20 protein-coding genes and 1 pseudogene are annotated in these 22,210 nt (G+C 73.5%); 13 read left to right on the top strand and 8 right to left on the bottom strand.

Annotated features, from left to right (window positions below):
* Positions 1 to 38 precede the first annotated feature (38 nt).
* Complete coding sequence (locus D7318_RS03705) at positions 39 to 659, top strand: YbjN domain-containing protein (protein WP_120695382.1); 621 nt, start codon at positions 39 to 41, stop codon at positions 657 to 659.
* Positions 656 to 964, top strand: coding sequence for an MTH1187 family thiamine-binding protein (locus D7318_RS03700; RefSeq protein ID WP_120695381.1), 309 nt, complete (start codon positions 656 to 658; stop codon positions 962 to 964). Before D7318_RS03705 ends, D7318_RS03700 begins: the two co-directional genes overlap by 4 nt.
* 43 nt (positions 965 to 1,007) lie before the next feature.
* On the opposite strand, the gene D7318_RS03695 is transcribed toward D7318_RS03700, so the two are convergent.
* Positions 1,008 to 3,896 (bottom strand): AfsR/SARP family transcriptional regulator, encoded by a 2,889-nt coding sequence (locus D7318_RS03695; protein WP_120695380.1) that lies wholly within the window; start codon positions 3,894 to 3,896, stop codon positions 1,008 to 1,010.
* Positions 3,897 to 4,159: 263 nt separating this feature from the next.
* On the opposite strand from D7318_RS03695, the gene D7318_RS03690 reads away from it, so the two are divergent.
* Positions 4,160 to 4,927 carry an AfsR/SARP family transcriptional regulator gene (locus tag D7318_RS03690; protein WP_120695379.1) on the top strand — a complete coding sequence of 256 codons (768 nt, stop codon included), beginning with the start codon at positions 4,160 to 4,162 and terminating at the stop codon, positions 4,925 to 4,927.
* A 76-nt stretch (positions 4,928 to 5,003) separates the two neighbouring features.
* On the opposite strand, the gene D7318_RS03685 is transcribed toward D7318_RS03690, so the two are convergent.
* The 5 genes from D7318_RS03685 to D7318_RS03665 form a co-directional block, all read right to left on the bottom strand.
* Complete coding sequence (locus D7318_RS03685) at positions 5,004 to 6,056, bottom strand: ABC transporter ATP-binding protein (protein ID WP_120695378.1); 1,053 nt, start codon at positions 6,054 to 6,056, stop codon at positions 5,004 to 5,006.
* Positions 6,053 to 7,186: an ABC transporter ATP-binding protein gene (locus D7318_RS03680; RefSeq protein WP_120695377.1), complete on the bottom strand. Its 1,134-nt coding sequence runs from the start codon at positions 7,184 to 7,186 to the stop codon at positions 6,053 to 6,055. Before D7318_RS03680 ends, D7318_RS03685 begins: the two co-directional genes overlap by 4 nt.
* Positions 7,186 to 8,229 carry an ABC transporter permease gene (locus tag D7318_RS03675; RefSeq protein WP_120695376.1) on the bottom strand — a complete coding sequence of 348 codons (1,044 nt, stop codon included), beginning with the start codon at positions 8,227 to 8,229 and terminating at the stop codon, positions 7,186 to 7,188. Before D7318_RS03675 ends, D7318_RS03680 begins: the two co-directional genes overlap by 1 nt.
* A 15-nt stretch (positions 8,230 to 8,244) precedes the next feature.
* Positions 8,245 to 9,756 (bottom strand): ABC transporter permease, encoded by a 1,512-nt coding sequence (locus tag D7318_RS03670; protein ID WP_120695375.1) that lies wholly within the window; start codon positions 9,754 to 9,756, stop codon positions 8,245 to 8,247.
* Positions 9,757 to 9,973: 217 nt separating this feature from the next.
* Positions 9,974 to 11,680 carry an ABC transporter family substrate-binding protein gene (locus D7318_RS03665; RefSeq protein WP_230423316.1) on the bottom strand — a complete coding sequence of 569 codons (1,707 nt, stop codon included), beginning with the start codon at positions 11,678 to 11,680 and terminating at the stop codon, positions 9,974 to 9,976.
* A gap of 410 nt (positions 11,681 to 12,090) precedes the next feature.
* On the opposite strand from D7318_RS03665, the gene D7318_RS03660 reads away from it, so the two are divergent.
* The 10 genes and pseudogenes from D7318_RS03660 (at position 12,091) to D7318_RS03615 (ending at position 20,474) form a co-directional block, all read left to right on the top strand.
* Positions 12,091 to 12,663, top strand: a complete 573-nt coding sequence (locus tag D7318_RS03660; RefSeq protein ID WP_120695373.1) for a DUF2617 family protein — start codon at positions 12,091 to 12,093, stop codon at positions 12,661 to 12,663.
* Positions 12,660 to 13,490 (top strand): annotated as a pseudogene (locus D7318_RS03655) (spermidine synthase); the annotation flags it as partial. The gene D7318_RS03660 and the pseudogene D7318_RS03655, both read left to right, overlap by 4 nt.
* Before the next feature lie 159 nt (positions 13,491 to 13,649).
* Positions 13,650 to 14,483, top strand: a complete 834-nt coding sequence (locus tag D7318_RS03650; protein WP_120695372.1) for an SRPBCC family protein — start codon at positions 13,650 to 13,652, stop codon at positions 14,481 to 14,483.
* Positions 14,484 to 14,606: 123 nt separating this feature from the next.
* Positions 14,607 to 15,428 carry an aldose epimerase family protein gene (locus tag D7318_RS03645; RefSeq protein WP_230423315.1) on the top strand — a complete coding sequence of 274 codons (822 nt, stop codon included), beginning with the start codon at positions 14,607 to 14,609 and terminating at the stop codon, positions 15,426 to 15,428.
* Positions 15,429 to 15,439: 11 nt separating this feature from the next.
* Complete coding sequence (gene pyrE, locus D7318_RS03640; RefSeq protein WP_120695370.1) at positions 15,440 to 15,976, top strand: orotate phosphoribosyltransferase; 537 nt, start codon at positions 15,440 to 15,442, stop codon at positions 15,974 to 15,976.
* Positions 15,977 to 16,107: 131 nt separating this feature from the next.
* Entirely contained in the window at positions 16,108 to 17,130 is a 1,023-nt protein-coding gene (gene fbaA / locus D7318_RS03635; protein ID WP_120695369.1) for a class II fructose-bisphosphate aldolase, read from the top strand.
* Between the two features lie 66 nt (positions 17,131 to 17,196).
* A complete protein-coding gene (locus D7318_RS03630; RefSeq protein ID WP_120695368.1) occupies positions 17,197 to 17,610 on the top strand; it encodes a DUF3151 domain-containing protein in 414 nt (137 codons plus the stop codon).
* A 101-nt stretch (positions 17,611 to 17,711) separates the two neighbouring features.
* Positions 17,712 to 18,539 carry a tryptophan 2,3-dioxygenase gene (locus D7318_RS03625; protein WP_120695367.1) on the top strand — a complete coding sequence of 276 codons (828 nt, stop codon included), beginning with the start codon at positions 17,712 to 17,714 and terminating at the stop codon, positions 18,537 to 18,539.
* Complete coding sequence (gene kynU, locus D7318_RS03620; protein ID WP_120695366.1) at positions 18,526 to 19,725, top strand: kynureninase; 1,200 nt, start codon at positions 18,526 to 18,528, stop codon at positions 19,723 to 19,725. Before D7318_RS03625 ends, kynU begins: the two co-directional genes overlap by 14 nt.
* Positions 19,722 to 20,474 (top strand): alpha/beta hydrolase, encoded by a 753-nt coding sequence (locus tag D7318_RS03615; RefSeq protein ID WP_230423314.1) that lies wholly within the window; start codon positions 19,722 to 19,724, stop codon positions 20,472 to 20,474. The genes kynU and D7318_RS03615 overlap by 4 nt, the downstream gene beginning before the upstream one ends.
* Here D7318_RS03615 and D7318_RS33660 read toward each other — a convergent pair.
* On the bottom strand, positions 20,396 to 21,505 hold the full coding sequence (locus tag D7318_RS33660) for a class F sortase (RefSeq protein ID WP_230423313.1): 1,110 nt from the start codon (positions 21,503 to 21,505) through the stop codon (positions 20,396 to 20,398). The genes D7318_RS03615 and D7318_RS33660 overlap by 79 nt on opposite strands.
* On the bottom strand, positions 21,505 to 22,053 hold the full coding sequence (locus tag D7318_RS03605) for a hypothetical protein (RefSeq protein WP_120695365.1): 549 nt from the start codon (positions 22,051 to 22,053) through the stop codon (positions 21,505 to 21,507). The genes D7318_RS33660 and D7318_RS03605 overlap by 1 nt, the downstream gene beginning before the upstream one ends.
* Between the last annotated feature and the right edge of the window lie 157 nt (positions 22,054 to 22,210).

The following is a 22,210-nucleotide window of genomic DNA, read 5'->3' as shown; positions in this document are numbered from 1 at the left end:
GCCTGCCCTGCCCCGCGCGCCTGACGAAGGGACCCCCCGTGTCTGTCGATCCGTCCGCGATCCCGAACTTCGGCGGCAAGCCGGAGCGAAAGGGCCCGCCGCAGCAGGCGGGCAGGCCCACGGGCCCGATCATGCCGAACCAGGAGCTGGTCAAGCAGCTGCTCGACCGCATGAAGCTCAAGCACGTGGTGGACAAGGAGGGCGACCTGGTCGCCCCGTGGAAGCACCATCGCGTCTACTTCATGTTCCGTGGCGAGGAGCGCCAGCGCGTCCTGACGGTCAGGACGTTCTACGACAGGCCGCACTCCATCGACGACAAGCCGCGGCTGCTCCAGGCCGTCGACGAGTGGAACCACTCGACGCTCTGGCCCAAGGTCTACACGCACACCAGCGATGACGGAACGGTTCGCCTGATCGGCGACTTCCACCTGCTGCTCGGCGCGGGGGTCGCCTTCGACCACTTCGTGGCGTCGGTGGTCAGCTGGGTGCGCGCGGCGGGCGAGTTCGACAAGTGGCTGGTCGAGCGGTTCGGGCTCGAGAAGGACGAGGAGCCGGAGCCGGGCGCGAACGGCGCGGCCGAAGGGAGCGCCGACGGAAGCGCCGACAGGGGCGCCGAAGGGAGCGCCGACGGCGACGGGGACCCCAGGGACGCGTCGTGATCGTCGCGTTCTCCGTCACGCCCATCGGCACGGGCGAGGACGTCGGCGAGGACGTCGCCGAGGCGGTGCGCGTGGTCCGCGAGAGCGGGCTGCCGCACCGCACCGACGCGATGTTCACGAGCGTCGAGGGCGAGTGGGACGAGGTCATGGACGTCGTCAAGCGCGCGGTCGACGCGGTCAAGGCCCGCGCGAGCCGCGTGAGCGTCGTGCTCAAGGCGGACATCCGCGACGGCGTCACCGACGGGCTGACCGCCAAGGTCGCCCGCGTCGACGAGCTGCTCGGCGGGCCCGAGCGGGCCGGGTGACCCGCGTCCGGCGCCGTGGCGGTCCACGGCGCCGGACGCTTCCTCAGGGCCCGCGCGGGGCAGGGGCCTCCGCCAGCTCCCGCAGCCTCTCCAGCGCCTCGTCCGCCTCGGAGCTGCCGAGGTCCTCCGCGATGCGCAGCGTCGCGAGCCACGCCTCACGCGCCGCGTCCGTGTCGCCGATCGCCCGGTAGGTGTCGCCGAGGCGGAGCAGCACGATGCACTCCAGCATGCGCTCGCCGAGGACCGGGCCGCGCAGCACGGCCAGGGCCCGCTTGAAGCTGTGCGCCGCCTCGTCCCAGGCGCCGAGGTGGTGGTGGATGTAGCCGAGGCTGTCCAGGGTGGCCGCGAGGCCGAGCGGGTCGTCCTGGTCCTCCTGGAGCGACAGCGCCTCCTGGCAGTGGCCGAGGCCCTCCTCGTGCTTGCCCTGGAGGCCGAGCAGCCAGCCGATCACGTTGAGCGCCCGGGCGACGCCCCGGTCGTTCGCCAGGCCCTCGTGGAGCTCGCGGGCGCGGTGCACCGCGTCGAGGGCCTCGGCCAGTCGGCCCGAGTTCTCCAGGACGAACCCGATGTGCTGGAACGTCTCGGCCTGGCCGTGCCCGTCCCCGACCGCCTCGAACAGGTCGAGCGCGTCCCGCAGCAGGCCGAGGGCCTCGTCGTAGCGCATGAGCCGGGCCGCGAGCCTGGCCTTGCTCGACAGCGCGCGGCCCTGCTCCGCCAGGTCGCCGAGGCGCAGCGCCGAGGCGAACGCGATGTCCTGCACGGCGGCCAGGCTGTGCCAGCTGCCCTGCCGGTCGAGGAACCCGGCGATGGCCCAGGCCAGTCCGCAGGCATGCCGGTCGAACCCGTCGGCGGCCGCCCGTTCCACCGCCGCGATCAGCGTCGCGCGCTCGGTGGTGACCCAGGCCAGCGCCTCGGCCTCGTCGGCGAACGTCTCCCCCTCGACGCCCGCGGGCGGCGGCCCGAGCCCCGGCTGCTGCCGCCACTGGGGCGTGAACCGCATGAACGCCCGGTGCGCGGAGTGCAGATAGTGGTCGAGCACCCGGCGCGTGGCCGCGCGCCTCGCGGGCGCGCCGTCATGGCGCGCCGTCAGCTCGGCGGCGTAGGCGCGCAGCAGGTCGTGCAGCGTGTAACGCCCGCCGCTCCGCTCGGTGACCAGCTGGGCCCTGGCGAGCTCGCCGAGCAGCGCCCTGGTGTGCCGGGGCGTGAGACCGGTCAGGGCGGCGGCCGACGCGACGCCGAGGTCGGGCCCCGGGTGCAGCCCGACGAGCCGGAACAGGCGCGCGGCGGGCGGGCTCAGCGCCCGGTAGGACCATGAGAACAGGGCGCGCAGGTCGGTGACCGCGTCGTTCGCCTCCCCCGCGAAGGCGTCGAGCGTTTCCGACGAGGCGAGCCCCTCGACCAGCTCGGCCAGGGGGCGCTCGGGCGCCGCCGCGGCCTGGGCCGCCACCACGGCGAGCGCGAGCGGCAGCCGGGCGCAGCGCGCGATGATCGCGTCCACCGCCGCCGCCTCGGCCGCGACCCGCTCGGGTCCGAGGCGGTCGGCGAGCATCTGCCACGCCTCGTCCCGCGTGAACAGGTCGAGCCCGAGCGGCCGCGCGCCCAGCGACGCGACGAGGCCGAGCAGGCGGTTCCTGCTGGTCACCACGGTGAGGCTGCCGGGCGATCCCGGCAGCAGCGGGCGGACCTGCTCGGCGTCCCTGGCGTTGTCGAGGACGACCAGCATCCGCTTGTCCGCCAGGGCGCTGCGGTACAGCGCGGCCTGTCCGTCGACGTCGGGCGGCACGCGCCGCGGCGGCACCTCGAGGGCGGACAGGAAGCCGCGCAGCGCGTCCGACGGGTCGAGCGGCTCCTGCGCGCGGGCGAAGCCGCGCAGGTCCACATAGAGCTGCCCGTCCGGGAAGTGCTCCGCCACCTGGTGCGCCCAGTGCACCGCGAACGCCGTCTTGCCGATGCCCGCGGTGCCGTTGATCGTCGCGACGGCCGCCGCCCGCGGGCCGCCGCCCTCGCGCGGGAGCAGCCCGCCGAGGCGCGCCAGCGCCTCGTGCCTTCCGGTGAACGCGGGCAGGTCGGGCGGCAGTTGGCTGGGCCGCACGGGGGCGCGCGGCACCTCCGGCGCGCCCGGGGGCGCGCCCTGGGCCGCGCCCTGCGGCGCGGGCGGGTCGAGCGCGGGGTCGCGGCGCAGGATGCGCTCGTGCAGCTCCCGCAGCGCGCGCCCCGGCTCCTCGCCCAGGTCCTCGCTCAGCTGCTGCCGGGCGCGCGCGTACGCCGCCAGCGCGTCCGCCTGCCGCCCCGACCGGTAGAGCGCGGTCATCAGCTGCTCGACGAGCGGCTCGGCCAGCGGGTGGTCGAGCACCGCGGCGGACAGCGGCCCGACCGCCTCGGCGTGCCCCCCGAGCCGCAGCTCCATGGCGAAGCGGTCGGTCAGCAGCGTCACCAGCTCGCGTTCGAGCCCGATCCGCGCGCGCCCCGCCCACTCCCCCTTGAGCCCGGCGAGCGGCGTTCCGTGCCACAGCGCCGCGGCCTCGCCGAGCAGCTCGGCCGCCCGCCGCGTCCCGGCCGCCCCCACGGCCGCGGCACGCGCCTCCCGCGCCCGCCTGACCAGGCCGCGTGAGCGGTGCAGGTCGATGCGGTCCTGCGGGATGTCCAGCAGATAGCCCCCCGCGCTCCGGCGCACCGCCGGTGCCCCCGCGCCGCCCCCCGCGCGCCCGAGCACCCGGCGCAGCCGGGAGACGTACGTGTACAGCGCGTCCCTCGCGTTCGCCGGGGGATCCGAAGGCCAGACCCGGTCGATCAGGGTCTCCGTCGTCACCGGACGCCCCGGCGTCATGGCGAGCAGCGCGAGCACGCACCGCTGCTGGGGCGGCCCCAGCTCGAACCTGCTGCCGTCTGGTGCCCGGAGTTCAACGGCACCGAGCAGCCGTATGTCAACCATCTTTCAGCTCGTCCCATCCCCTGGAAGTCCCACCGACATCCCCCGAAGAAGTTCGGTTATATACCGCTAAGGAACAAGCCCGCGACGGCGTTCACCCCTGGGGACGCCGCGCCAATCGCCGGATCAGCGCGCGGTGAGGGCCCCGGCCCGTCGACCGGGGCGCCGATCGCCGTGTCAGCTTCCGTCAAGATTCCGCTCAGGGACCTTCGGCATGATCGGCTCCCTCCTCCCTCCCCGCAGGTTCCTGGGAACGGTGATGTCTCGTGTCCGTGTCACTCACACTCGCGCCGGCGCCCGCCACCACGTTCCGGCTGCTCGGGCTGTTCTCGTTCGACCGGGACGAGGGCGCGCCGCTGCGGCCGATGTGGCCCAAGCCGAGCGCGTTGCTCGCCCTTCTGCTGGTCGCCGACGGGCCGGTCACGCTGGAGCGGATCGCGGCCGAGCTGTGGGGGGACCGCCGCCCCGAGTCCGCGGTCGCCAACATCCGCGGCTACATCGGACTCCTGCGCCGCAGGTTCGGCGGCGGCGCGGTCCGCACGCTGCCCGGCTCGTACGAGCTGGCGCTGCCCGGCGCGCTCCTGGACTCCGACGCGTTCCTCGACCTGCTCGACCGCGCCGAGAACGCGGGGTCGCCGGGGGAGCGGGAGGAGCTGCTCGGGCGGGCGCTCGCCCTGTGGCACGGGCCCGCGCTCAGCGGGCTCACCCATGGCCCGGTGCTGGAGAGCTGGGTGGAGCGGATGAACGGGCACAGACGGCGCGCGACGCTCCAGCTCGCCGAGCTGTCGCTCGGGGTCGGTCGGCACGCCCGCGCGCAGGACCTGCTGCGCCAGCACCTGGTGGGCCACCCCACCGACGAGTCGGCCTACCAGCTGCTCATGCGGGCGCTGCACGAGGCGGGGGACAGCAGCGCCGCGCTCGCGGTCTACCAGCGCGCCAACCGCCGCCTGGTGGACCACGGCCTGCTGCCGGGGCCCAGGCTGCGCGGCACGCAGCAGGCCATCCTCAACCACAGGCCGCTGCCGCCCGGTTGAGAGGGGTGCGCCCTGGACGGCGGCCCCGGGCGCACGGGGGCCCGGGGCCGCGCCCCCGCTACGCCGTCCCTCCCCCCTACACCGTCTCCGGGATGACCGCCTGGTCCTCCGCGAAGTGGCACGCCACCGGGTGCCCCGAGCCGCGGTCGACCAGCTCGGGCACCTCGGTCGCGCAGATGTCCTGCGCCTTCCAGCACCGGGTGCGGAAACGGCAGCCGCTCGGCGGGTCGAGCGGGCTCGGCACGTCCCCGGTCAGCACCGTCCGCTTCCTGGCGCGCTCCTTCCTGGGGTCGGCCAGCGGCGCGGCGGAGAGCAGCGCCTGCGTGTACGGGTGCGAGGGCCGCTCGTACACGTCCTCGCGCGTGCCCGTCTCCACGATCCGGCCCAGGTACATCACGGCGACGCGGTCGGAGATGTGGCGGACCACCGACAGGTCGTGCGCGATGAAGACATAGGCGACGCGGAGCCGGTCCTGGAGGTCCTCGAGCAGGTTGACGATGCCCGCCTGCACGGAGACGTCGAGCGCCGAGACCGGCTCGTCGAGCACGAGCAGCCGCGGCTCGAGGGCCAGCGCGCGGGCGATGCCGATGCGCTGCCGCTGGCCGCCCGAGAACTCGTGCGGGTAGCGGTTGCCGTGCTCGGGGCTGAGGCCGACCAGCTCGAGCAGCTCGGCCACCCGCTCCTTGCCGCCCGAACGCCAGCGGCCCGCCACCTTGAGCGGCTCGGCGACGATGTCGTTGACCGGCAGCTTGGGGTTGAGCGACGCGTACGGGTCCTGGAACACCATGCCCGCGCTGCGCTGCACCTGGCGCAGCGCGTTGCCGGTGAGCGTGGTGATCTCCCGGCCCTCGAAGCGGACCGAGCCCGAGGTGGGCTTGATCAGCTGGAGGACGGCCCGGCCCGTGGTGGACTTGCCGCAGCCCGACTCGCCCACCACGCCGAGCGTCTCGCCCCGGCCCACGCCGAACGAGACGCCGCTGACGGCCTGGACCTGTCCCGTGATCCTGCGGATCAGGCCGCCGCCCCTGACGGGGAAGTTGACGACCAGGTCGGAGACGCTCAGCAGCTCGTCGGATCCGCCGTCCGCCGTGTCCTTCTCGAGAGCGGTCGGCTCGCTCGGCGTGGTCATCGGCCCTCCTTGAAGAACGCGGTGGCGTCCGCCGCCTCGGCCAGCTTGTCGCTGTGGTGGCAGGCGGCGTGGTGTCCGTCGCCGGTGTCGGTGACGGCGGGTTCGTCCTCGCGGCAGATGTCGCTCGCCAGCGGGCAGCGCGGCGAGAACGGGCAGCCCGGCGGCAGGTGGATCAGCGAGGGCGGGGTGCCGACGATGGGCCGCAGGCGCGCGTCACGCTCGCCCTCGAGGGAGGGGATGGAGCCGAGCAGGCCCGCGGTGTACGGCATGCGCGGCTCGTAGAACACCTGGTCCGTCGCGCCGATCTCCACGGGCTTGCCCGCGTACATCACGAGCGTGCGGTGGGCCATGCCCGCGATGACGCCGAGGTCGTGGGTGATCAGCAGGATCGCGGCGTTGACCGTGTCCTTGACCTCGAGGAGCTTCTCCAGGATCTGCGCCTGGACGGTCACGTCGAGCGCGGTGGTGGGCTCGTCGGCGATGATGATGTCCGGGTCGTTGATGATGGCCATCGCGATCATCACGCGCTGGCGCATCCCGCCGGAGAACTCGTGGGGGTAGGCCCGCAGCCGCTTGCCCGCCTGCGGGATGCCGACGAGCTCGAGCATCTCCCGCGCCCGCTCGAGGGCCTTCTTGCGCGGCACCAGCTGGTGGGCGAGAACGGCCTCGGCGAGCTGGTCGCCGACGCTGCGGACCGGGTTGAGCGACGTCATCGGGTCCTGGAAGACCATGGCGATCTTCCGGCCGCGCAGCGAGCGCTGCTCCCTCGGGCGCAGCGTCAGCAGGTCCTGGCCGCGGTAGCGGATGGAGCCGCGCACCCTGGCGTTCTTGGGCAGCAGGCCCATCACGGCCATCGAGGAGACCGACTTGCCCGAGCCCGACTCGCCCACGATGCCGAGCACTTCGCGGGCGTGCAGCGTGTAGTCGACGCCGCGGACGGCCTTGACCAGGCCGTCGTCGGTGGGGAACTCGACCGTCAGGTTCTCGACGGTCAGGATCTCCTCGTCGGTGGGCGGGCTCGAGTCGGCCAGCGTCCTGGCGGTGTGGACCTCATCGGCGGCGTCGGTGACCGCGGCGTCGAGCGGCGAGGACGGCGACGGCACCGAGGGGGTGGCAGGGGGAAGGGACATCAGTCACGCACCCGGGTCTGTCGGGGGTCGAAGGCGTCGCGCAGGCCGTCGCCGATGAAGTTCACCGAGAGCGCGATGGCGACGATGAACAGGCCTGGCCAGTAGAACAGCCACGGCCTGACGGTCAGCGCGCTCCGGTACTCGGTGATCAGCCGGCCGAGCGACGTGTCGGGCGGCTGCACGCCGAGGCCGACGAACGAGAGCGCCGACTCCAGGAGCACCGCGCTCGCGATCGTGAGCGTGGCGGCCACGATGATGATGCCGACCGTGTTCGGCAGGATGTGCTTGAAGATGATCCGGCGGGACGAGGTGCCGACCGAACGGGCCGCCTCCACGAACTCCTTCTCGCGCAGCGACAGCACCTCGCCGCGCACCAGGCGGGCGATCTGCGTCCACGCCACCAGGCCGAGGAAGAGGGCGAAGAGGACCACGCCCTTGTCCGCGATGATGACGCCGATCAGGCCCGCGATCAGCAGGGTGGGGATGGCGATGACCACGTCGGTCACCCGCATCAGCACGGCCTCGATCCAGCCGCGGAAGTACCCGGCCGCGGCGCCGATCACGGTGCCGACGAGCGTGGCGACCAGGCCGACGATGATGGCGATCAGCAGCGACACCTGGGTGCCGCGCATGGTGAGGGCGAAGTAGTCGCGGCCTATGTTGTCCTGGCCGAAGGGGTGTTCACCGAGGTGGACGCCGCCCCCGCCGAGGAGGTCGGGGAGCACGGAGAGCGTCGGGTCGCCGTTGCCCACGACGTTGCCCGTGGTGGTGGGGTCCTTGTCCCACCAGCCGGGCAGGGGGCCCGCGCCGATCGAGGTGACCGCGAGCGCCACCACGAAGAACAGCAGCAGCATCCCGGCGAGGGCGCCGCGGTGCCGGAGGAAGCGGCGGCGGACCAGCTGGCCCTGGGAGCGGGCCACCACCGCCATGCCCTGGGCGGCGTCGGCCGCCCCCGGTGGTCGGGCCCCTGCCGTGGCGGGGTCCTTCGCGGGGTCCTTCGCGGGGCCCTTCTCCGGCGCGGACGCCGGCGGATTCTGTGTCATGACCGGTCAGCTCCTCTACGACAGCCGGATGCGGGGATCGACGAACGCGTAGGCGATGTCGGCCAGCATGTTGAAGACGACCACCGCGCCGCCGGTGACCAGGAAGAACGCCATGATCGGCATCGGGTCGCCCTGTTCGATGCCGGTGAAGAGCAGCGAGCCCATCGCCGACCAGCCGAAGACCTGCTCGGTCACCACCGCGCCGCCCAGGATGGCGCCGATGTCGTAGGCGACCAGGGTGGTGATGGGGATGAGGCCGTTGCGCAGGACGTGCCGCGTGACCACGGCCCGCTCGCTCAGGCCCTTGGCCCGCGCGGTGCGGACATAGTCCTGGTTCATGACCTCGAGCATGCTGGCGCGCGTGTAACGCGTGTAGCTCGCCAGGGAGAGCAGCACCAGGGCCAGGGTGGGCAGCGCCAGGTGGCCGAACGAGTCGAGGCCGCTCTCCCAGAACGTGCCCTCGTAGTTGGGGGTCTCCGCGCCCACGGTGGAGATGGGGCGGCCGCCGACGGAGGCGGAGTAGTTGTCGAAGTTCATCAGCATGCGGTCGGTGAAGATGACCGCGCCGGTGAACAGGCCGGTGAGGACGGCGGACGGGATGGCGGCCTGCCGGTAGAGGTCGCCGCCCCAGTACCAGCCGATGCCCGCGCTCACGGCCGCGGTCAGCACGGCGAGGCCGCCGATGGTCAGCACGTCGGGGTCGTCGAGGACCGGGTCGAGGGCGAACATGGCGACCACGCCGACGCCCGCGGTCATCAGGGCGGCCTGGAGCGGGCGTTGCCACTCGAGGCCGCGCACGAGCGTCGTGAAGCCGATGGCGCCCGCGGCGGCCGAGAGCGCGACCACGAAGGGGCCGAGCCCGGGGTCGGTGAACCACTCGGTGGCGGACAGCACGGCGAGCAGCGTGGCCATGGCGGCGGCGGAGGCGGCGAAGGAGATCAGCCGCGTCCTGCGGTCGCCGAGGATGATCGACGCGCACGCCATGCCGGTCAGCAGCGCGATACCGCCGATGAACACCGGCGAGATCGTGGGGTCGGCGAGCCAGTCGTTGAAGTCGAGGGCGAGGAACTGCTTGAGCAGCGTGCCGATCCAGAAGACCGGGAGCGAGAAGCAGATGAACGCGACGAAGGTCACCGTCTGATCGAGCGCGGTGTACTGCCGCAGCGCCGAGACGACGCCGATGGTGATGCCGACGACGATGGCGAGCACGGTGGCGCCGGTGACGAGCTGGAGCGTCGCGGTGAACGCGCCCTCCAGCATGGCGTTGACATCCTGGCCCTGGCGGTTGACGCCGAGGTCGCCGGTGAGCACGTCGGCGAGCCAGAGGAAATAACGGACGATCGTCGGCTCGTCCAGGTGCATCCGCTCGGTGATCTCGGCCATGGCCGACTCCTGGGCGGGGCCCGGCAGCTGCCGGGCCTCGGACAGCGGGTCACGCACGTTGACCGCGAGGAAGAAGATCACCACCGAGGCGGCGAGGAAGACCCAGATCGAGACGAAGAGTCGCCGCACGATGAAGGCGAGCATGGCGCAACTCCTGGTGCATCAGGGAGGTTCGGACGGTGGGCGGGGCAGCAGGGATCGGTGGGGGGAGCCGGCCCGGACGACAGCAGGCGGGGCCGGGGGTCTGGGCGACCCCCGGCCCCGTGAACGGGCGATGCCGTTCAGTGGTGCTCTGCCGTTCCGTGGACCTGAGCCATGGGCGACCAGGCCCGCCGAGCGGCGGGCCGGAGCGCGCCTTCGGTCAGCTTCTCGACCAGGTGTCGGCGTTCCAGGTGATGCCGTTCTGCGAGGGGTTCGGCAGCACGTTCTGCACAGCGGGGTTCCAGGCGGTGATGCCCGGGTGCTGGTACAGCGGAATCGTCACCAGGTCCTCCCACGCCAGGGCCTCGACCTCACCGGCGATCCGGTTGATCTCGTCCAGGTCGGAGGTCACCAGGATCTCGTCGAGCAGGGTGTCCATCGCCTCGCTCGAGTAGCACCCGTTGTTGTTGCCCTTGCCGGTCGGGGAGCACTCGCCGACCGTGCGGTAGGTGGAGTTCCAGCCGGCGACCGAGGGCGAGCCCGACCACGCGAACATGGCGACGTCCCAGCGGTTCTCGGGCAGGCGGCTGTCGAAGAAGTCCAGCTCGGCGGTGAACTCGATCTCGAACCCGGCCTCCTCACAGGCGGCCGTGATCAGCTGGCCCGCGTCGTTGCGCCGCTGGTTGTCCAGCGTGGAGAACGTGATCTCGGTGCCGATCGCGTCCTCGGCCTCGAGGATCGCGCGGGCGGCCTCGATGTCCTGGGTGCCCAGCTCCTCGAGCGAGTCGGACGACGCCTCGATCGCGATGTCGTAGCCCGGGTCCCAGGGCGCGATGTTCCTGACGTCCTTGACGGTGGCGTCGGGGACGACCGGCTGGATCAGGTTGGTCACCAGGGTCTCGCGCGGCACGCACAGGGCGAACGCCTGGCGCAGCGGGAGCGAGTCGGAGAACGGGCCCTCGTTGAAGTTGAAGTCGAGGTGCTCGTAGGTGTATTCCTCGGCGACCTGCGACTCGATGTTCGAGGCGCCGGTGATCTGGTTCGCCAGGTCGACGGTGGGCTGCGGCTCGATGATGTCCACCTCGCCGTTCTGGAGGGCCGCGACCTGCTCCTCCTCGGCGATCGTGCGGAACACGATCGTGTCGGCGGCGCCCGGCTCACCCCAGTAGTTCTCGTTGCGCGTCAGGGTGACGGACTGCTCGGCCTCGTAGCCGGTGATGACGTAGGGGCCCGACGAGGGGATCAGCGCCGGGTCGGGCAGGGCGCCGTCGATGGACCAGCCCTCGTTGAAGAACGCCGCCGCCTCCTGGAGCGCTTCGGCGTCGTCGTCCCTGAGCGCCGCGAGGAACTCCTCGGAGCTCAGCCCGCCCTGCTCGGCCACCACGTGCGCGGGCAGCATGGTGTTGTTGCCGTGCCCGGGACCGTTGTAGATCCAGTCCGCGAACGGCGTGTCGTAGACGAGCTGGAACGCCTTGTCGCCCGGCTCGCACTCGGGCTTCGTGGTGTCCTCGACGCCCTGCGTGCCGACCGCGGAGAACAGCCCGTCGAGGGCGCCGCTCTGCGCGGTCCACCACAGCAGGATGTCGTCGCAGTCGATGGACTCGCCGTCGGACCACACGGCTTCCTCGTTGATGGTGTAATCCACCGTCAACGGGTCCTCGCTGGTCCGCTCGTACGTCCCGAACTCGGTGTTCTCTATCAGCTGGCCGTCCTCGTTGCCGAACGTCCAGAATCCGGAGGTGACCTGCTGCGTCACCTGGCCGTTGGCCACCGTGTTGGCCGAGGCGGTGGTGTTGTTGTATGCCTGGAACGGCTGGGCCATTCCGTAGGTGACGGTGCCACCGGTGCCGCCGCTCTGGTTCTCCTCGCCGCCGTCGTCGTCATCGTCGCCACCGCACGCGGAGAGGACGAGTACGCCCCCCAGCATGGCCGCGACGAACCTCGACGTTCTGCCGATTCGCGTCATCTAACGGGCCCTTCCGATTCGTGTGAAGTTGCCGAGAGCTTCCTCACAGACGCGTGCGGGAACAAGTGCGCCACAGTGACCGTTGTGCAGCCGAGATGTGAAGAACGCAGAGCCGTGATCAGCATTTCGGTTTTTAACGGGACGTAAGGGGACGTTCCGTCGAGTCTCCGCGCGTTGATCGGGCATAAGTGTTCGCATTGCGGGCGACCCCTGGGTGAACACCTGACCCACCCTGTCCCCGACCGGATGGAAACCTGGCCAAGTTGGGTAAAAACGCTGTGGCGGCGGCGTGTTACGTGATTCGGTGGTCCCGTTGTCTCCGGAGGGTCGGCGGCGCCGCCCCTCAACTGCGCGCATGCGGGAGCCGACCCATGCTCACCACGATCCACACCGCCTTCACCGACACGCGAGCGAGCGATCTCGCCTGGGCCCTGGGCCGGGAGCCGCTGCCGTCGCTCGCCACCCTCGACCTGGGACTCGACGGCGCCAACGTGCAGTTGCGCGTGCTCGGCGCCTCGCACCAGGTGCTGCTCGACCGCCGCGACGGCACGTGCTCGGAGACCGTCGCCTGCATCCCCGGCAGCAACACCCCGCTGCCGCTGGGGGTGTCCAAGCGCCTGGGGAACTTCGAGTACGAGTTCGCCGCCCGCGTCGAGAGCATGAGCGCCGGCTCGTTCGCGGGCCGCGCCCAGGAGTTGCTCGCCCTCGTCGCGGAGCACCCGCACGGCCTCGCGGCCCTCTTCCCCGGCGAGCCCAACGCCTTCACCGCGCTGCTCGCCCAGCGCAAGGACGACCAGGTGCACTGGCGGACCTGGCACTCCTATCCCCAGGAGCTCCGCCTGGTGACCACGAGAACGCGGGTCTTCGCGGTGACCGACGACCGAAAGTACACTCCTGTGGGTGACAGGGCGAACCCGAGGTGTGACGTAACGTTCGGTTCATGATCGACACGCCCGAAGCGGAGAGCCCAACTGCCGCGCGTCCGGCGGCCGTAGGGCTCCCCGTGTCGGCGGGGATCGGGCGCTTTCTGGTTCTCGCCGCCGTCTTCGTCTGCGCCGCCTGCGGCCTGGTCTACGAGCTCGAGCTGATCGCCCTCGCGGACTACCTGGTCGGGGAGACCGTCACCTATACGTCCGTCGTGCTCTCGCTCATGGTCTTCGCCATGGGCATCGGCTCGCTGGGCGCCAAGCGGCTCCGGGTGCGCCCTTCGGTCAACTTCGGGCTGATCGAGGCGCTGCTCGCGCTCATCGGCGGCTGCTCGGCGACGCTTCTCCACCTGTGCTTCCTGCTCTTCGGCGACGCGCGCCCGTTACTGGTCGCGTGCTCGCTCGCCATCGGCGTGCTGATCGGCGCGGAGATGCCGCTGCTGATGACGCTGATCCAGCGCATCAGGGAGCAGGACGCCGACCGGGCCGTGGCCGACCTGTCAGCGGCCGACTACGTCGGGGCGCTGCTCGGCGGCCTGGCGTTCCCGTTCATCCTGCTCCCGCTGCTCGGCCAGATGAACGCCGCGCTCGCCACCGGCGTCGTCAACGCCCTGGCCGGGGCCGTGGTGGTGCTGTGGCTCTTCCGCGGCGACCTGTCGCGGCGGGCCAGGCGGCGCCTCTTCCTGCTGAACGCCGCCGTGATCGGCGTGCTGGTGGCGTGCGCGGCGGCGGTGGGGCCGCTCGAGCGGGCCGCCGAGGACGAGGTGGTGGGGGAGGCGCGGGAGCGCCATGGCCTGGCGGGCGCCGAGGTGACGGTCCTGTGGGCGGGCGGCGGGGGCGCGGGGGTGCTCGAGGCGCTCGACCGTCCTTCCGGCGCCTTCGGGGCACGGTCGCCGCTGGCCTGATCCGCCGCTCGGGCGCCCGGTCGGCCGTGCGGCTCGACAGCCGGGGCTCGGTGTCCTTCCGCATGCCTTATGCGCCGGGCAGTGGGTAGGCTCCGCGCCATGGAGCACGAGGTCTTCCTGCCCTGTGACATCGCCGCCGTGGCGAGGGCGCTCGGCGAGCCCGAGCGGGCGGCCCGCTGCGTGCCCGGGCTCCGGCTCGACCCCGAGGGCGACCCCCTGGCCCCCGCCGGGCGGCTGCGGCTGCGGATCGGCTCCTCCTCCCTCACCTATCGCGGCGGGCTCACGGTCATCCCGCGCGGCGAGGGGTTCGCGGTCGAGGCGCAGGGCCACGAGGCCCGCGGCACCGGCTCGGCGACGCTGCTGCTGACCGTCGTGCCCAGGCCGTCGGACGACGGCACGGGGACGGTGCTGGCGTTCGGCGGGGCGGTGGAGGCCAAGGGCCGCCTCGACGAGTTCGAGCCGCAGCAGCGCGAGGCGGCGGGGCGGCGCCTGCTGGATCGTTTCGCCGAGGCGCTCGCCGACGAGGTGGCGCTGGCCGCCGAGTCGGCCGCCGAGGGGGCGGCCGCCGAGGGCGGGCCCCCGGTGCCCGGCGGCATCGGCGAGCCTGGCGACAACGAGCGCGCCATCCCCGGCATCCCGCCCCCGCCGGACTCCGTGGCGGAGCCCGCCGACCTCGACATCCCGCCGCCCACGCTCGACCCCGGCGTCGAGGAGGAGGCCCCCGAGCCCGAGGCGGACTTCGCGCGCCGCACGATGATCGGGCGCAGCGCGGAGGAGGTGGACCACGCGCCGCCGCGCGGCCGTTACGCCCCCGAGCCCGCCCCTGGGCGCACGTCGGTCCCCGTGGCCACGCTGCGCTGGGCGGCCCCCGCGGCGGCGGCCGCGGTGGCGACGGCCATCGTCGTGGCCCGCGCCCTGCGCCGCCGCCGCTGAACGGCGCCCCCGGACGTGGCGCCCGCCGGAAGTGGCGCCCGCCGAAAGTGGCGCCCGCCGAAAGTGGCGCTCGTCGAACGGCCGCGCGGGCGAGGCCCGGGGTGACCCTCTATCGTCGGGAGGGTGACGACTCATGACACCGACCGTGGTGTGCGACTCCGCGCCGCCGGGACCGAGTTGACGCTGCGGCCCGACGAGGGCGGGCGGATCTCCTCCCTGGTGATCGGCGGCACCGAGGTGCTGCGGCAGGGCGAGCGGTACGGCTCGTTCGTGATGGCCCCCTGGTGCGGCCGGATGCGGGATGGCCGCTTCCGCAATGGCGGAACGATTCATCAGATGCCGCTCGCCGGTGCCCCGCACGCCATCCACGGGACCGTCAGGCGTCGCCCCTGGCGCACGGTCGGCGTGCGGCCCACATCGGCCGCGCTGATCTGCGAGCTGACCGACCCCTGGCCCTGGCCCGGGCGCGTCACCCAGCTGGTGGAGCTCGACGAGGACGGCGGCGGGGTGACGCTCACGCTGGGCGTGGAGACGCTGGGCGCCTCGTTCCCGGCCCAGGCGGGCTGGCACCCGTGGTTCCTGCGGCGGCTCACCCCCGACGGGCCGGGCGTCGCGCTGGACTTCACGGCCGATGCGCAGTTGGAGCGCGGCGATGACCACCTGCCGACGGGCCGCCGCGTCGAGCCGCGCCCCGGCCCGTGGGACGACTGCTTCCACATGGCCGACGGCGTCTCCGTCACCCTCACCTGGCCGGGGCAGCTCGAGCTGTCCGTCACCAGCCGCACGCCCTGGGCCGTCATCTACGACGAGACGGCGGAGGCGGTGTGCGTCGAGCCCCAGTCCGGGCCGCCCGACGGGCTCAACACCCACCCCCGGCTGGTCACCGAGCTCGAGCCGCTGGAGATCACCACCCGCTGGGCCTGGACCCGCCAGGGCCTGGCATAGGGTCGGGGGCCATGAGCGTGCGAGACGAGCTGCTGCGGCAGATCAAGGAGAAGGCCGTGGTGCACGGCCGGGTGGTGCTCTCCTCGGGGCGGGAGGCGGACTGGTACGTCGATCTGCGCCGCATCTCCCTCGACGCGGAGGCGGCGCCGCTGGTCGGCCAGGTGATGCTCGACCTCACCGCGGGGCTCGACTACGACGCCGTCGGCGGGCTCACCCTGGGCGCCGACCCCGTGGCCACGGCGATGCTGCACGCCGCCGCGGCGCGCGGGAGCCGCCTGGACGCGTTCGTGGTCCGCAAGGCGGACAAGGTGCATGGCCTGCAACGCCGCATCGAGGGGCCCGAGGTGACCGGACGCCGGGTGCTGGCCGTCGAGGACACCTCCACCACGGGAGGCTCGGTGCTCACCGCCGTGGAGGCGCTGCGCGCGGCCGGGGCCGAGGTGGTCGGCGTGGCCGTGATCGTGGACCGGGGCGCGGCCGCCGCGGTGGCGGAGACGGGGCTGCCATACTTCCCGGCCTATGACCTGGCGGACCTGGGACTCTCCTGAGGGCCGCCCCGGGGGCCGTCACAGCGTGTAGTGGTTTCACGTGAAACTGTGGGCGCTCGCCCCTGCCCCTGGGCAGGTCTGGGAGGATATTCGGGCTGTCGAACGCAACGCACACTCCAAGGAGCGGACAGATGCCCATCGCGACCCCCGAGGTCTACCACGAGATGCTCGACCGGGCGAAGGCAGGAAAGTTCGCCTATCCGGCCATCAACGTCACCTCGACGCAGACCCTCCACGCGGCGCTGCGTGGATTCGCCGAGGCGGAGAGCGACGGCATCGTCCAGATCTCCACCGGAGGCGCCGAGTTCCTGGGCGGGCAGTACCAGAAGGACATGGTCACCGGCGCCACCGGGCTGGCCGAGTTCGCCCATGTGGTCGCCAAGAAGTACCCGGTGAACATCGCGCTGCACACCGACCACTGTCCCAAGGACAAGCTGGACGGCTATGTCCGCCCGCTGATCGCCCTCTCCGAGGAGCGCGTCGCGCGCGGTGAGAATCCCCTCTTCCAGTCCCACATGTGGGACGGCTCCGCCGAGACCCTGAAGCACAACCTGGAGATCGCCGAGGAGCTGCTGGCCCGCGCCGCCGCGGCCAAGATCGTTCTGGAGGTGGAGATCACCCCGACCGGCGGCGAGGAGGACGGCGTCAGCCACGAGATCAACGACAAGCTGTACACCACCGTCGAGGACGCGGTCCGCACCGCCGAGGCGCTGGGCCTGGGCGACAAGGGCCGCTATCTGCTGGCCGCCTCGTTCGGCAATGTCCATGGCGTCTACAAGCCGGGCAATGTCGTTCTCCGCCCCGACCTGCTGAAGGACCTCCAGGAGGGCGTGGGCGCGCAGTTCGGCAAGGAGAGCCCGTTCGACTTCGTCTTCCACGGCGGCTCGGGCTCCACCGAGGAGGAGATCGCCACCGCGCTGGAGAACGGCGTGGTCAAGATGAACCTCGACACCGACACGCAGTACGCGTTCACCCGCCCGATCGCGGACCACATGTTCCGGAACTACGACGGCGTGCTCAAGGTGGACGGCGAGGTCGGCGACAAGAAGACCTATGACCCGCGCAGCTGGGGCAAGCTCGCCGAGGCCGGGATGGCCGAGCGCGTCACCGCCGCCTGCGGCCACCTGCGGTCCACGGGCACCCGGCTGAAGTAGCGCGCTCGGCACCCGGGGCCCGGCCCCGGGGGGGCCTTTCCGCGGCGAACCGGCAGACTGGTCCGCATGGCCATCCATGAGAATCTCCTCGGGGGCCCGCCCCCGACCCACCTGCCCGACGACCCCGAGCCCCGGGAGCTGCTCGCGGCCGGGACGGCCCCGGCCGAGGTGGCCGCGAAGTACCCGGCCTCCTCGCTCGCCTGGGCCCAGCTCGCGGACGACGCGTTCGCCGAGGGCCGGACCATCGAGTCCTACGCGTTCGCCCGCACCGGGTACCACCGCGGTCTCGACGCCCTGCGGCGCAGCGGCTGGCGCGGCCAGGGCCCGGTCCCGTTCGAGCACGAGCCCAACAGGGGCTTTCTGCGCGCCCTGCACGCCCTCGCCCGCGCGGCGGGGGCCATCGGCGAGCAGGAGGAGTACGAGCGCTGCGCGACGTTCCTCAGGGACAGCTCGCCCACCGCCGCCGACACGCTGTCCTGACGACCCGGAAGGGCCCCCGAGGCGCCCCGCTCCCCCGCGGGGCGCCTCGCGCCTGCCGCACGTACGCTGACGTGCGAACCAAGCGGCCCACGGAGACAACGATGTCGCAGCAACCGGTCATGGATTTCGGGGAACACCCCACCCCCTACGAGAGCTACGTCCGCGCGGACGTGATCACCCACCTCCAGCACCCGCTCACGGACGACCCCGGCGAGATGGCGTTCCTGGTCACCACCCAGGTCATGGAGCTGTGGTTCACGGTGCTCGTGCACGAGTGGCGCACCGCCGCCGACGCACTGCGCGCCGACCGCCTGCCCGACGCGCTGGCCGCGCTGGCCCGCTCGACCCACGAGATGCGCGCGCTGAACGCGTCGTGGGAGCCGCTGGCGCACCTGACCCCGAGGCAGTTCAACGCCTACCGCCCCGCGCTCGGCGAGGGCTCGGGGTTCCAGTCGGCGATGTACCGGCGGATGGAGTTCCTGCTGGGTGACAAGTCGGCGTCCCTGCTCGTGCCCCACAAGGGGACGCCACGCGCCCACGCGGAGCTGGAGAAGGCGCTGCGCGAGCCGAGCCTGTACGACGACGTGCTGGCCCATCTCGCGCGCCGTGGCGAGCGGATCCCCGTGGAGGTGCTCGAGCGGGACCTGACCCAGCGTTACGAGCCCCACGACGGGGTGGCCGCGGTGTGGCAGCGGATCTACGCGGCGGGCGACGACGGGCCCGACGGCGGCGCGCTGCTGCGGCTCGGCGAGGCGCTGACCGAGGTGGCCGAGCTCGTGTGGCGCTGGCGCAACGACCACCTGGCCGCCACGCGCCGCGCGATGGGCGGCAAGACGGGCACGGGCGGCTCGCCCGGCGTCGCGTGGCTGGAGAAGCGGGCCGCCCGCTGGGTGTTCCCCGAGCTGTGGACCGCGCGTGGCCAGGTCTGAGGCGCGGGGCGCCGCGGCGTCGCGGGACGCGGCCGATCCGCTGCGGGCGCTGCGGGGGCGTTTCGTGCTCGACGACACCGTCTACCTCGACGGGAACTCCCTGGGCGCCCTGCCGCGCGACGTCCCCGAGCGGCTTGCCGGCGTGCTGGCCCGCGAGTGGGGCGAGCTGCGCATCAGGTCATGGAACGAGTCGGGCTGGTGGACGGCGCCCGAGCGGGTCGGCGAGCTGATCGCGCCGCTCGTGGGCGCGGCCCCTGGCCAGGTCGTGGTCGGCGACTCGACGAGCGTCAACGTGTTCAAGGCGCTGGTCGGCGCCGTGCGCCTGGCCGGGCCCGACCGGGACGAGATCCTGGTGGACGCGGCGACCTTCCCCACCGACGGTTATGTCGCGGCCTCCGTGGGCCGGATGACGGGCCACGCCGTGCGGCCCGTGCCGGTGGAGCGGATGCCCGCCGAGGCGGGCCCGCGCACCGCGGCCGTCCTGGCCAACCACGTCGACTACCGCACGGGCGAGCTGTACGACCTGCCCGCGGTCACCGCCGCGGCGCACGACGCGGGCGCGCTCGCGGTGTGGGACCTGTGCCACAGCGCGGGGGCGCTGCCCGTCGAGCTGGACGCGTGGGGCGTGGACCTGGCGGTCGGCTGCACCTACAAGTACCTGAACGGCGGCCCGGGATCGCCCGCGTTCCTCTATCTGCGCGCCGCGCACCAGGAGCGTTTCGACTCGCCGCTACCCGGCTGGAACTCCCACGCCGACCCCTTCGCGATGGAGCCACGCCACACGCCCGCGGCGGGCGTGGCCAGGGGGCGGGTGGGGACGCCGGAGATCCTGTCGCTGCTCGCGCTCGAGTCGGCGCTCGGCGTCTGGGAGGGCGTGGACCTGGCGGCGGTGCGGGCCAAGAGCCTGGCGCTGACCGACTTCTTCATCGAGCGGCTGGCGGCCGAGCTGCCGCCGGGCGTGGACGCGGGCCCGATCACGCCGATCGAGCACGCGCGGCGCGGCAGCCAGGTGTCGGTGCGCTGCCCCGACGCCGAGGCGGTGCACGCGCTCCTGGTGAGCCGCGGCGTGGTGGGCGACCAACGGCCGCCCGACCTGCTGCGGTTCGGGTTCACGCCGCTGTACACGACGTTCGCCGACGCCGAACGCGCCGCGTGGGAGCTGGGCCTGGCGCTGGGGGGCGGGTGAGCGAGGGGGCGCCGGAGACCGGGCGTGACGCCGAGGAGGCCGACGCCCTGCTCGCGGCGGCGCGTGGGCCCCTTCCCGCGCCCGACGCGACCGTGGCCTACGGCGACGACCCGGAGCAGCGCGTCGACCTCTACGGCGCCGAGGAGCCGGGCGCGCCAAGGGCGGTGCTGCTGCACGGGGGGTTCTGGCGGCAGGCGTACGACCGCGGCTACCTCGTGCCGTTCGCGGCGGCGCTCGTGGCGCGCGGCGTCGCGGTGGCGCTGCCCGAGTACCGGCGGGTGGGCGGGGGCGGCGGGTGGCCCGCCACGTTCGAGGACGTGCGGGCGGGGCTCGCCGCGCTGCCGGGGAACGGGCCGCTGGTCCTGGTCGGGCACTCGGCGGGCGCGCACCTCGCGCTGCTCGCGGCCGCGCGCCGCCCCGACCGGGTGGCGGCCACGGTCGGGGTGGGCGCGCTGGCCGATCTGCGGCGCGCGGCGGAGCTCGGCCTGGGCGCCGGGGCGGTGGCGGCGTTCCTCGCGCAGGGCGCGGCCGATCCGCTCGACGGGCCGCGGCCGCCCGCGCCCGTGCTGCTCGCGCACGGCGCCGAGGACGCGCAGGTGCCGCCCGAGGTCGCGCGCGGCTACGCGGAACGCCACGGTGCCCGGCTCGCGCTGCTGCCGGGCACCGGGCACTACGCGCCGTTCATCCCCGGGTCGACCGCCGGGACATGGCTGCTCGCGGAGATCGTGGAGGCGGTGAGGCGGGCGTAGGCGACGATGTTGGAGTCGTAGCCGCCGCCCTCGGTCCAGCGCCCGCCGCAGGTGATCAGCCGCAGCTGTGGGCTGTCGACCGAGCCGTAGACGCGCTCGTCGGGGAAGTCGGACTTGGGGTACTGCTCGACGGAGTCCACCGTGAAGACGGCGATCTGCCCATCCGCGCGGTCGATCTCGATGGTCTCGCCGGGGCGCAGCGAGCCGAGCCCGGCGAACGCGGCGGGCCCGTCATAGGTGTCGAGGTGCCCGACCAGGATCGCGGCGCCGCGCTCGCCGGGGGAGACGCCGCCCGAGTACCAGGCGGCGCGTTGGGCGTCCTCCTCGGACGGCGATGGCGGGCCCCCGTCGGGGGAGAGGTCGGCACCGAAGACCTCGACGTCGGTGCTGAGTTGCGGGATGCGCACGCGGACCGGGTCAGCCCTGGTCAGGGGCGGGGCGACGACGGCCGACGGCTCGCCCGATATGGACGGGTCGAGGTCCGCGGTCGAGCCCGCGTCGGGGGCGGCGGCCGGGGCGTCCACCGCGCCGGGCCTGGAGACGCCGTCGGCGATGCTGCTCGACGCGCGGGCCTCGCTCATCGAGCCTCCCGCGTCGGGCCAGAGCAGCGCGGCCAGCAGGCCGAGGGCGATCGCGCCCCCGGCCGCCGCCACCTCGAACCGGCGGCTCGACGCGGCGAGCCGCTGCTGCCGGGTCCTGGCGGGCGGGCGCGGCGGGGGCCCGGGGGGCGCCGCGTTCGCCTGGCCGGTGACCTGGCCGTTGGCCTGGCCTGTGGCCTGGTCGGCCGCCCGGTCGGTGGCCTTGGTGAGGACGACGGCCCGTGGCCGCTCCTTCAGGGTGAGGCGTCCGCGGCTGACCGTGGCCAGGGCGCGCCCCGCGTGGCGGCGGCACGCGGCCCCGGCGCGCGGCGCGCCCGCCCGCCACCGGGCGAGGGCGGCGGCGACCACGCGGGCCCGGCCCACCTGCCGCGCGCGCTCGCGCAGCAGGCGGACGAGCCGGCCGAGACCGGGGACGGTGGGCACCCGCGGCATCAGTAGTGGTTGCCGGTGGAGCGCCGACGGCGGGACAGGAACACATAGCCGACCGCGCCCGCGACCGCGAGGCCGCCGCCGACGGCGAGGGCGGTCGCCTGGGTCGAGCCGCTGTTCGCGCCGCCCGAGCCGCCGAAGCCGGCCGAGGCGCCGCCGCTCGGCGTGCCCGCGGTGAACGTGAACGTCGTGCTCAGCGTCACGCCGTCGGTGCAGCGGACGGTGACCTGGTAGCTTCTGCCGACCTGGAGGCCGCTGGTCTTGATGCGGCCCGTGCCGACCCAGCGGGTGTCTTCGTCCTTGCGCAGGGTGATGTTCTCCTGGAACGCCTGCGACGTGGCCGGACCGGCGGGCTGGCATGAGGACTTGACGGTGACCGTGGTGCCGGCGCCGCCCGAGCTCGGCGAGATCGTCAGCGGGGACGTCCCCTGGTCCGAGACGGACTTGGCGTCGTCGGCGGCGAGTGCGGCGGGCGCGGCCAGGCCCAGGGCGAGCACGGATGTGGCGGCGGCCGCGGTCAGCCGGGTGGCGGTGCGGTGCAGGTACTTCATGGACGAGTGACCTCCGGTCGTCAGCCGCACGCGGGGGGCGTGACGGGTTGTCACTCATGCGAACAGTCCGTGACTCCTCGCGCATCCGGAGAGATCTCTACGGGTGAGGGCCCGGCCGCCGAACGGGGAGGTGGCGGCCGGGCCCTGTGGCGTTGCC

Source organism: Streptomyces radicis (genome assembly GCF_003626575.1).
Lineage (GTDB): Bacteria > Actinomycetota > Actinomycetes > Streptomycetales > Streptomycetaceae > Streptomyces > Streptomyces radicis.
The sequence above is the reverse complement of the archived record's forward strand: the minus strand, read 5'-3'. Positions and strand labels throughout refer to the sequence as shown.

Excerpts from the sequence above, each read along its gene's own strand:
- D7318_RS03695 (WP_120695380.1), bottom strand. The coding sequence starts at position 3,896 with ATGGTTGACATACGGCTGCTCGGTGCCGTTGAACTCCGGGCACCAGAC.
- D7318_RS03680 (WP_120695377.1), bottom strand. The coding sequence starts at position 7,186 with ATGTCCCTTCCCCCTGCCACCCCCTCGGTGCCGTCGCCGTCCTCGCCG.
- D7318_RS03670 (WP_120695375.1), bottom strand. The coding sequence starts at position 9,756 with ATGCTCGCCTTCATCGTGCGGCGACTCTTCGTCTCGATCTGGGTCTTC.
- D7318_RS03650 (WP_120695372.1), top strand. The coding sequence starts at position 13,650 with ATGGAGCACGAGGTCTTCCTGCCCTGTGACATCGCCGCCGTGGCGAGG.
- D7318_RS03630 (WP_120695368.1), top strand. The coding sequence starts at position 17,197 with ATGGCCATCCATGAGAATCTCCTCGGGGGCCCGCCCCCGACCCACCTG.
- D7318_RS03660 (WP_120695373.1), top strand. The coding sequence starts at position 12,091 with ATGCTCACCACGATCCACACCGCCTTCACCGACACGCGAGCGAGCGAT.
- fbaA (WP_120695369.1), top strand. The coding sequence starts at position 16,108 with ATGCCCATCGCGACCCCCGAGGTCTACCACGAGATGCTCGACCGGGCG.
- D7318_RS03625 (WP_120695367.1), top strand. The coding sequence starts at position 17,712 with ATGTCGCAGCAACCGGTCATGGATTTCGGGGAACACCCCACCCCCTAC.
- D7318_RS03685 (WP_120695378.1), bottom strand. The coding sequence starts at position 6,056 with ATGACCACGCCGAGCGAGCCGACCGCTCTCGAGAAGGACACGGCGGAC.
- D7318_RS33660 (WP_230423313.1), bottom strand. The coding sequence starts at position 21,505 with ATGCCGCGGGTGCCCACCGTCCCCGGTCTCGGCCGGCTCGTCCGCCTG.
- D7318_RS03605 (WP_120695365.1), bottom strand. The coding sequence starts at position 22,053 with ATGAAGTACCTGCACCGCACCGCCACCCGGCTGACCGCGGCCGCCGCC.
- pyrE (WP_120695370.1), top strand. The coding sequence starts at position 15,440 with ATGAGCGTGCGAGACGAGCTGCTGCGGCAGATCAAGGAGAAGGCCGTG.
- D7318_RS03675 (WP_120695376.1), bottom strand. The coding sequence starts at position 8,229 with ATGACACAGAATCCGCCGGCGTCCGCGCCGGAGAAGGGCCCCGCGAAG.
- D7318_RS03665 (WP_230423316.1), bottom strand. The coding sequence starts at position 11,680 with ATGCTGGGGGGCGTACTCGTCCTCTCCGCGTGCGGTGGCGACGATGAC.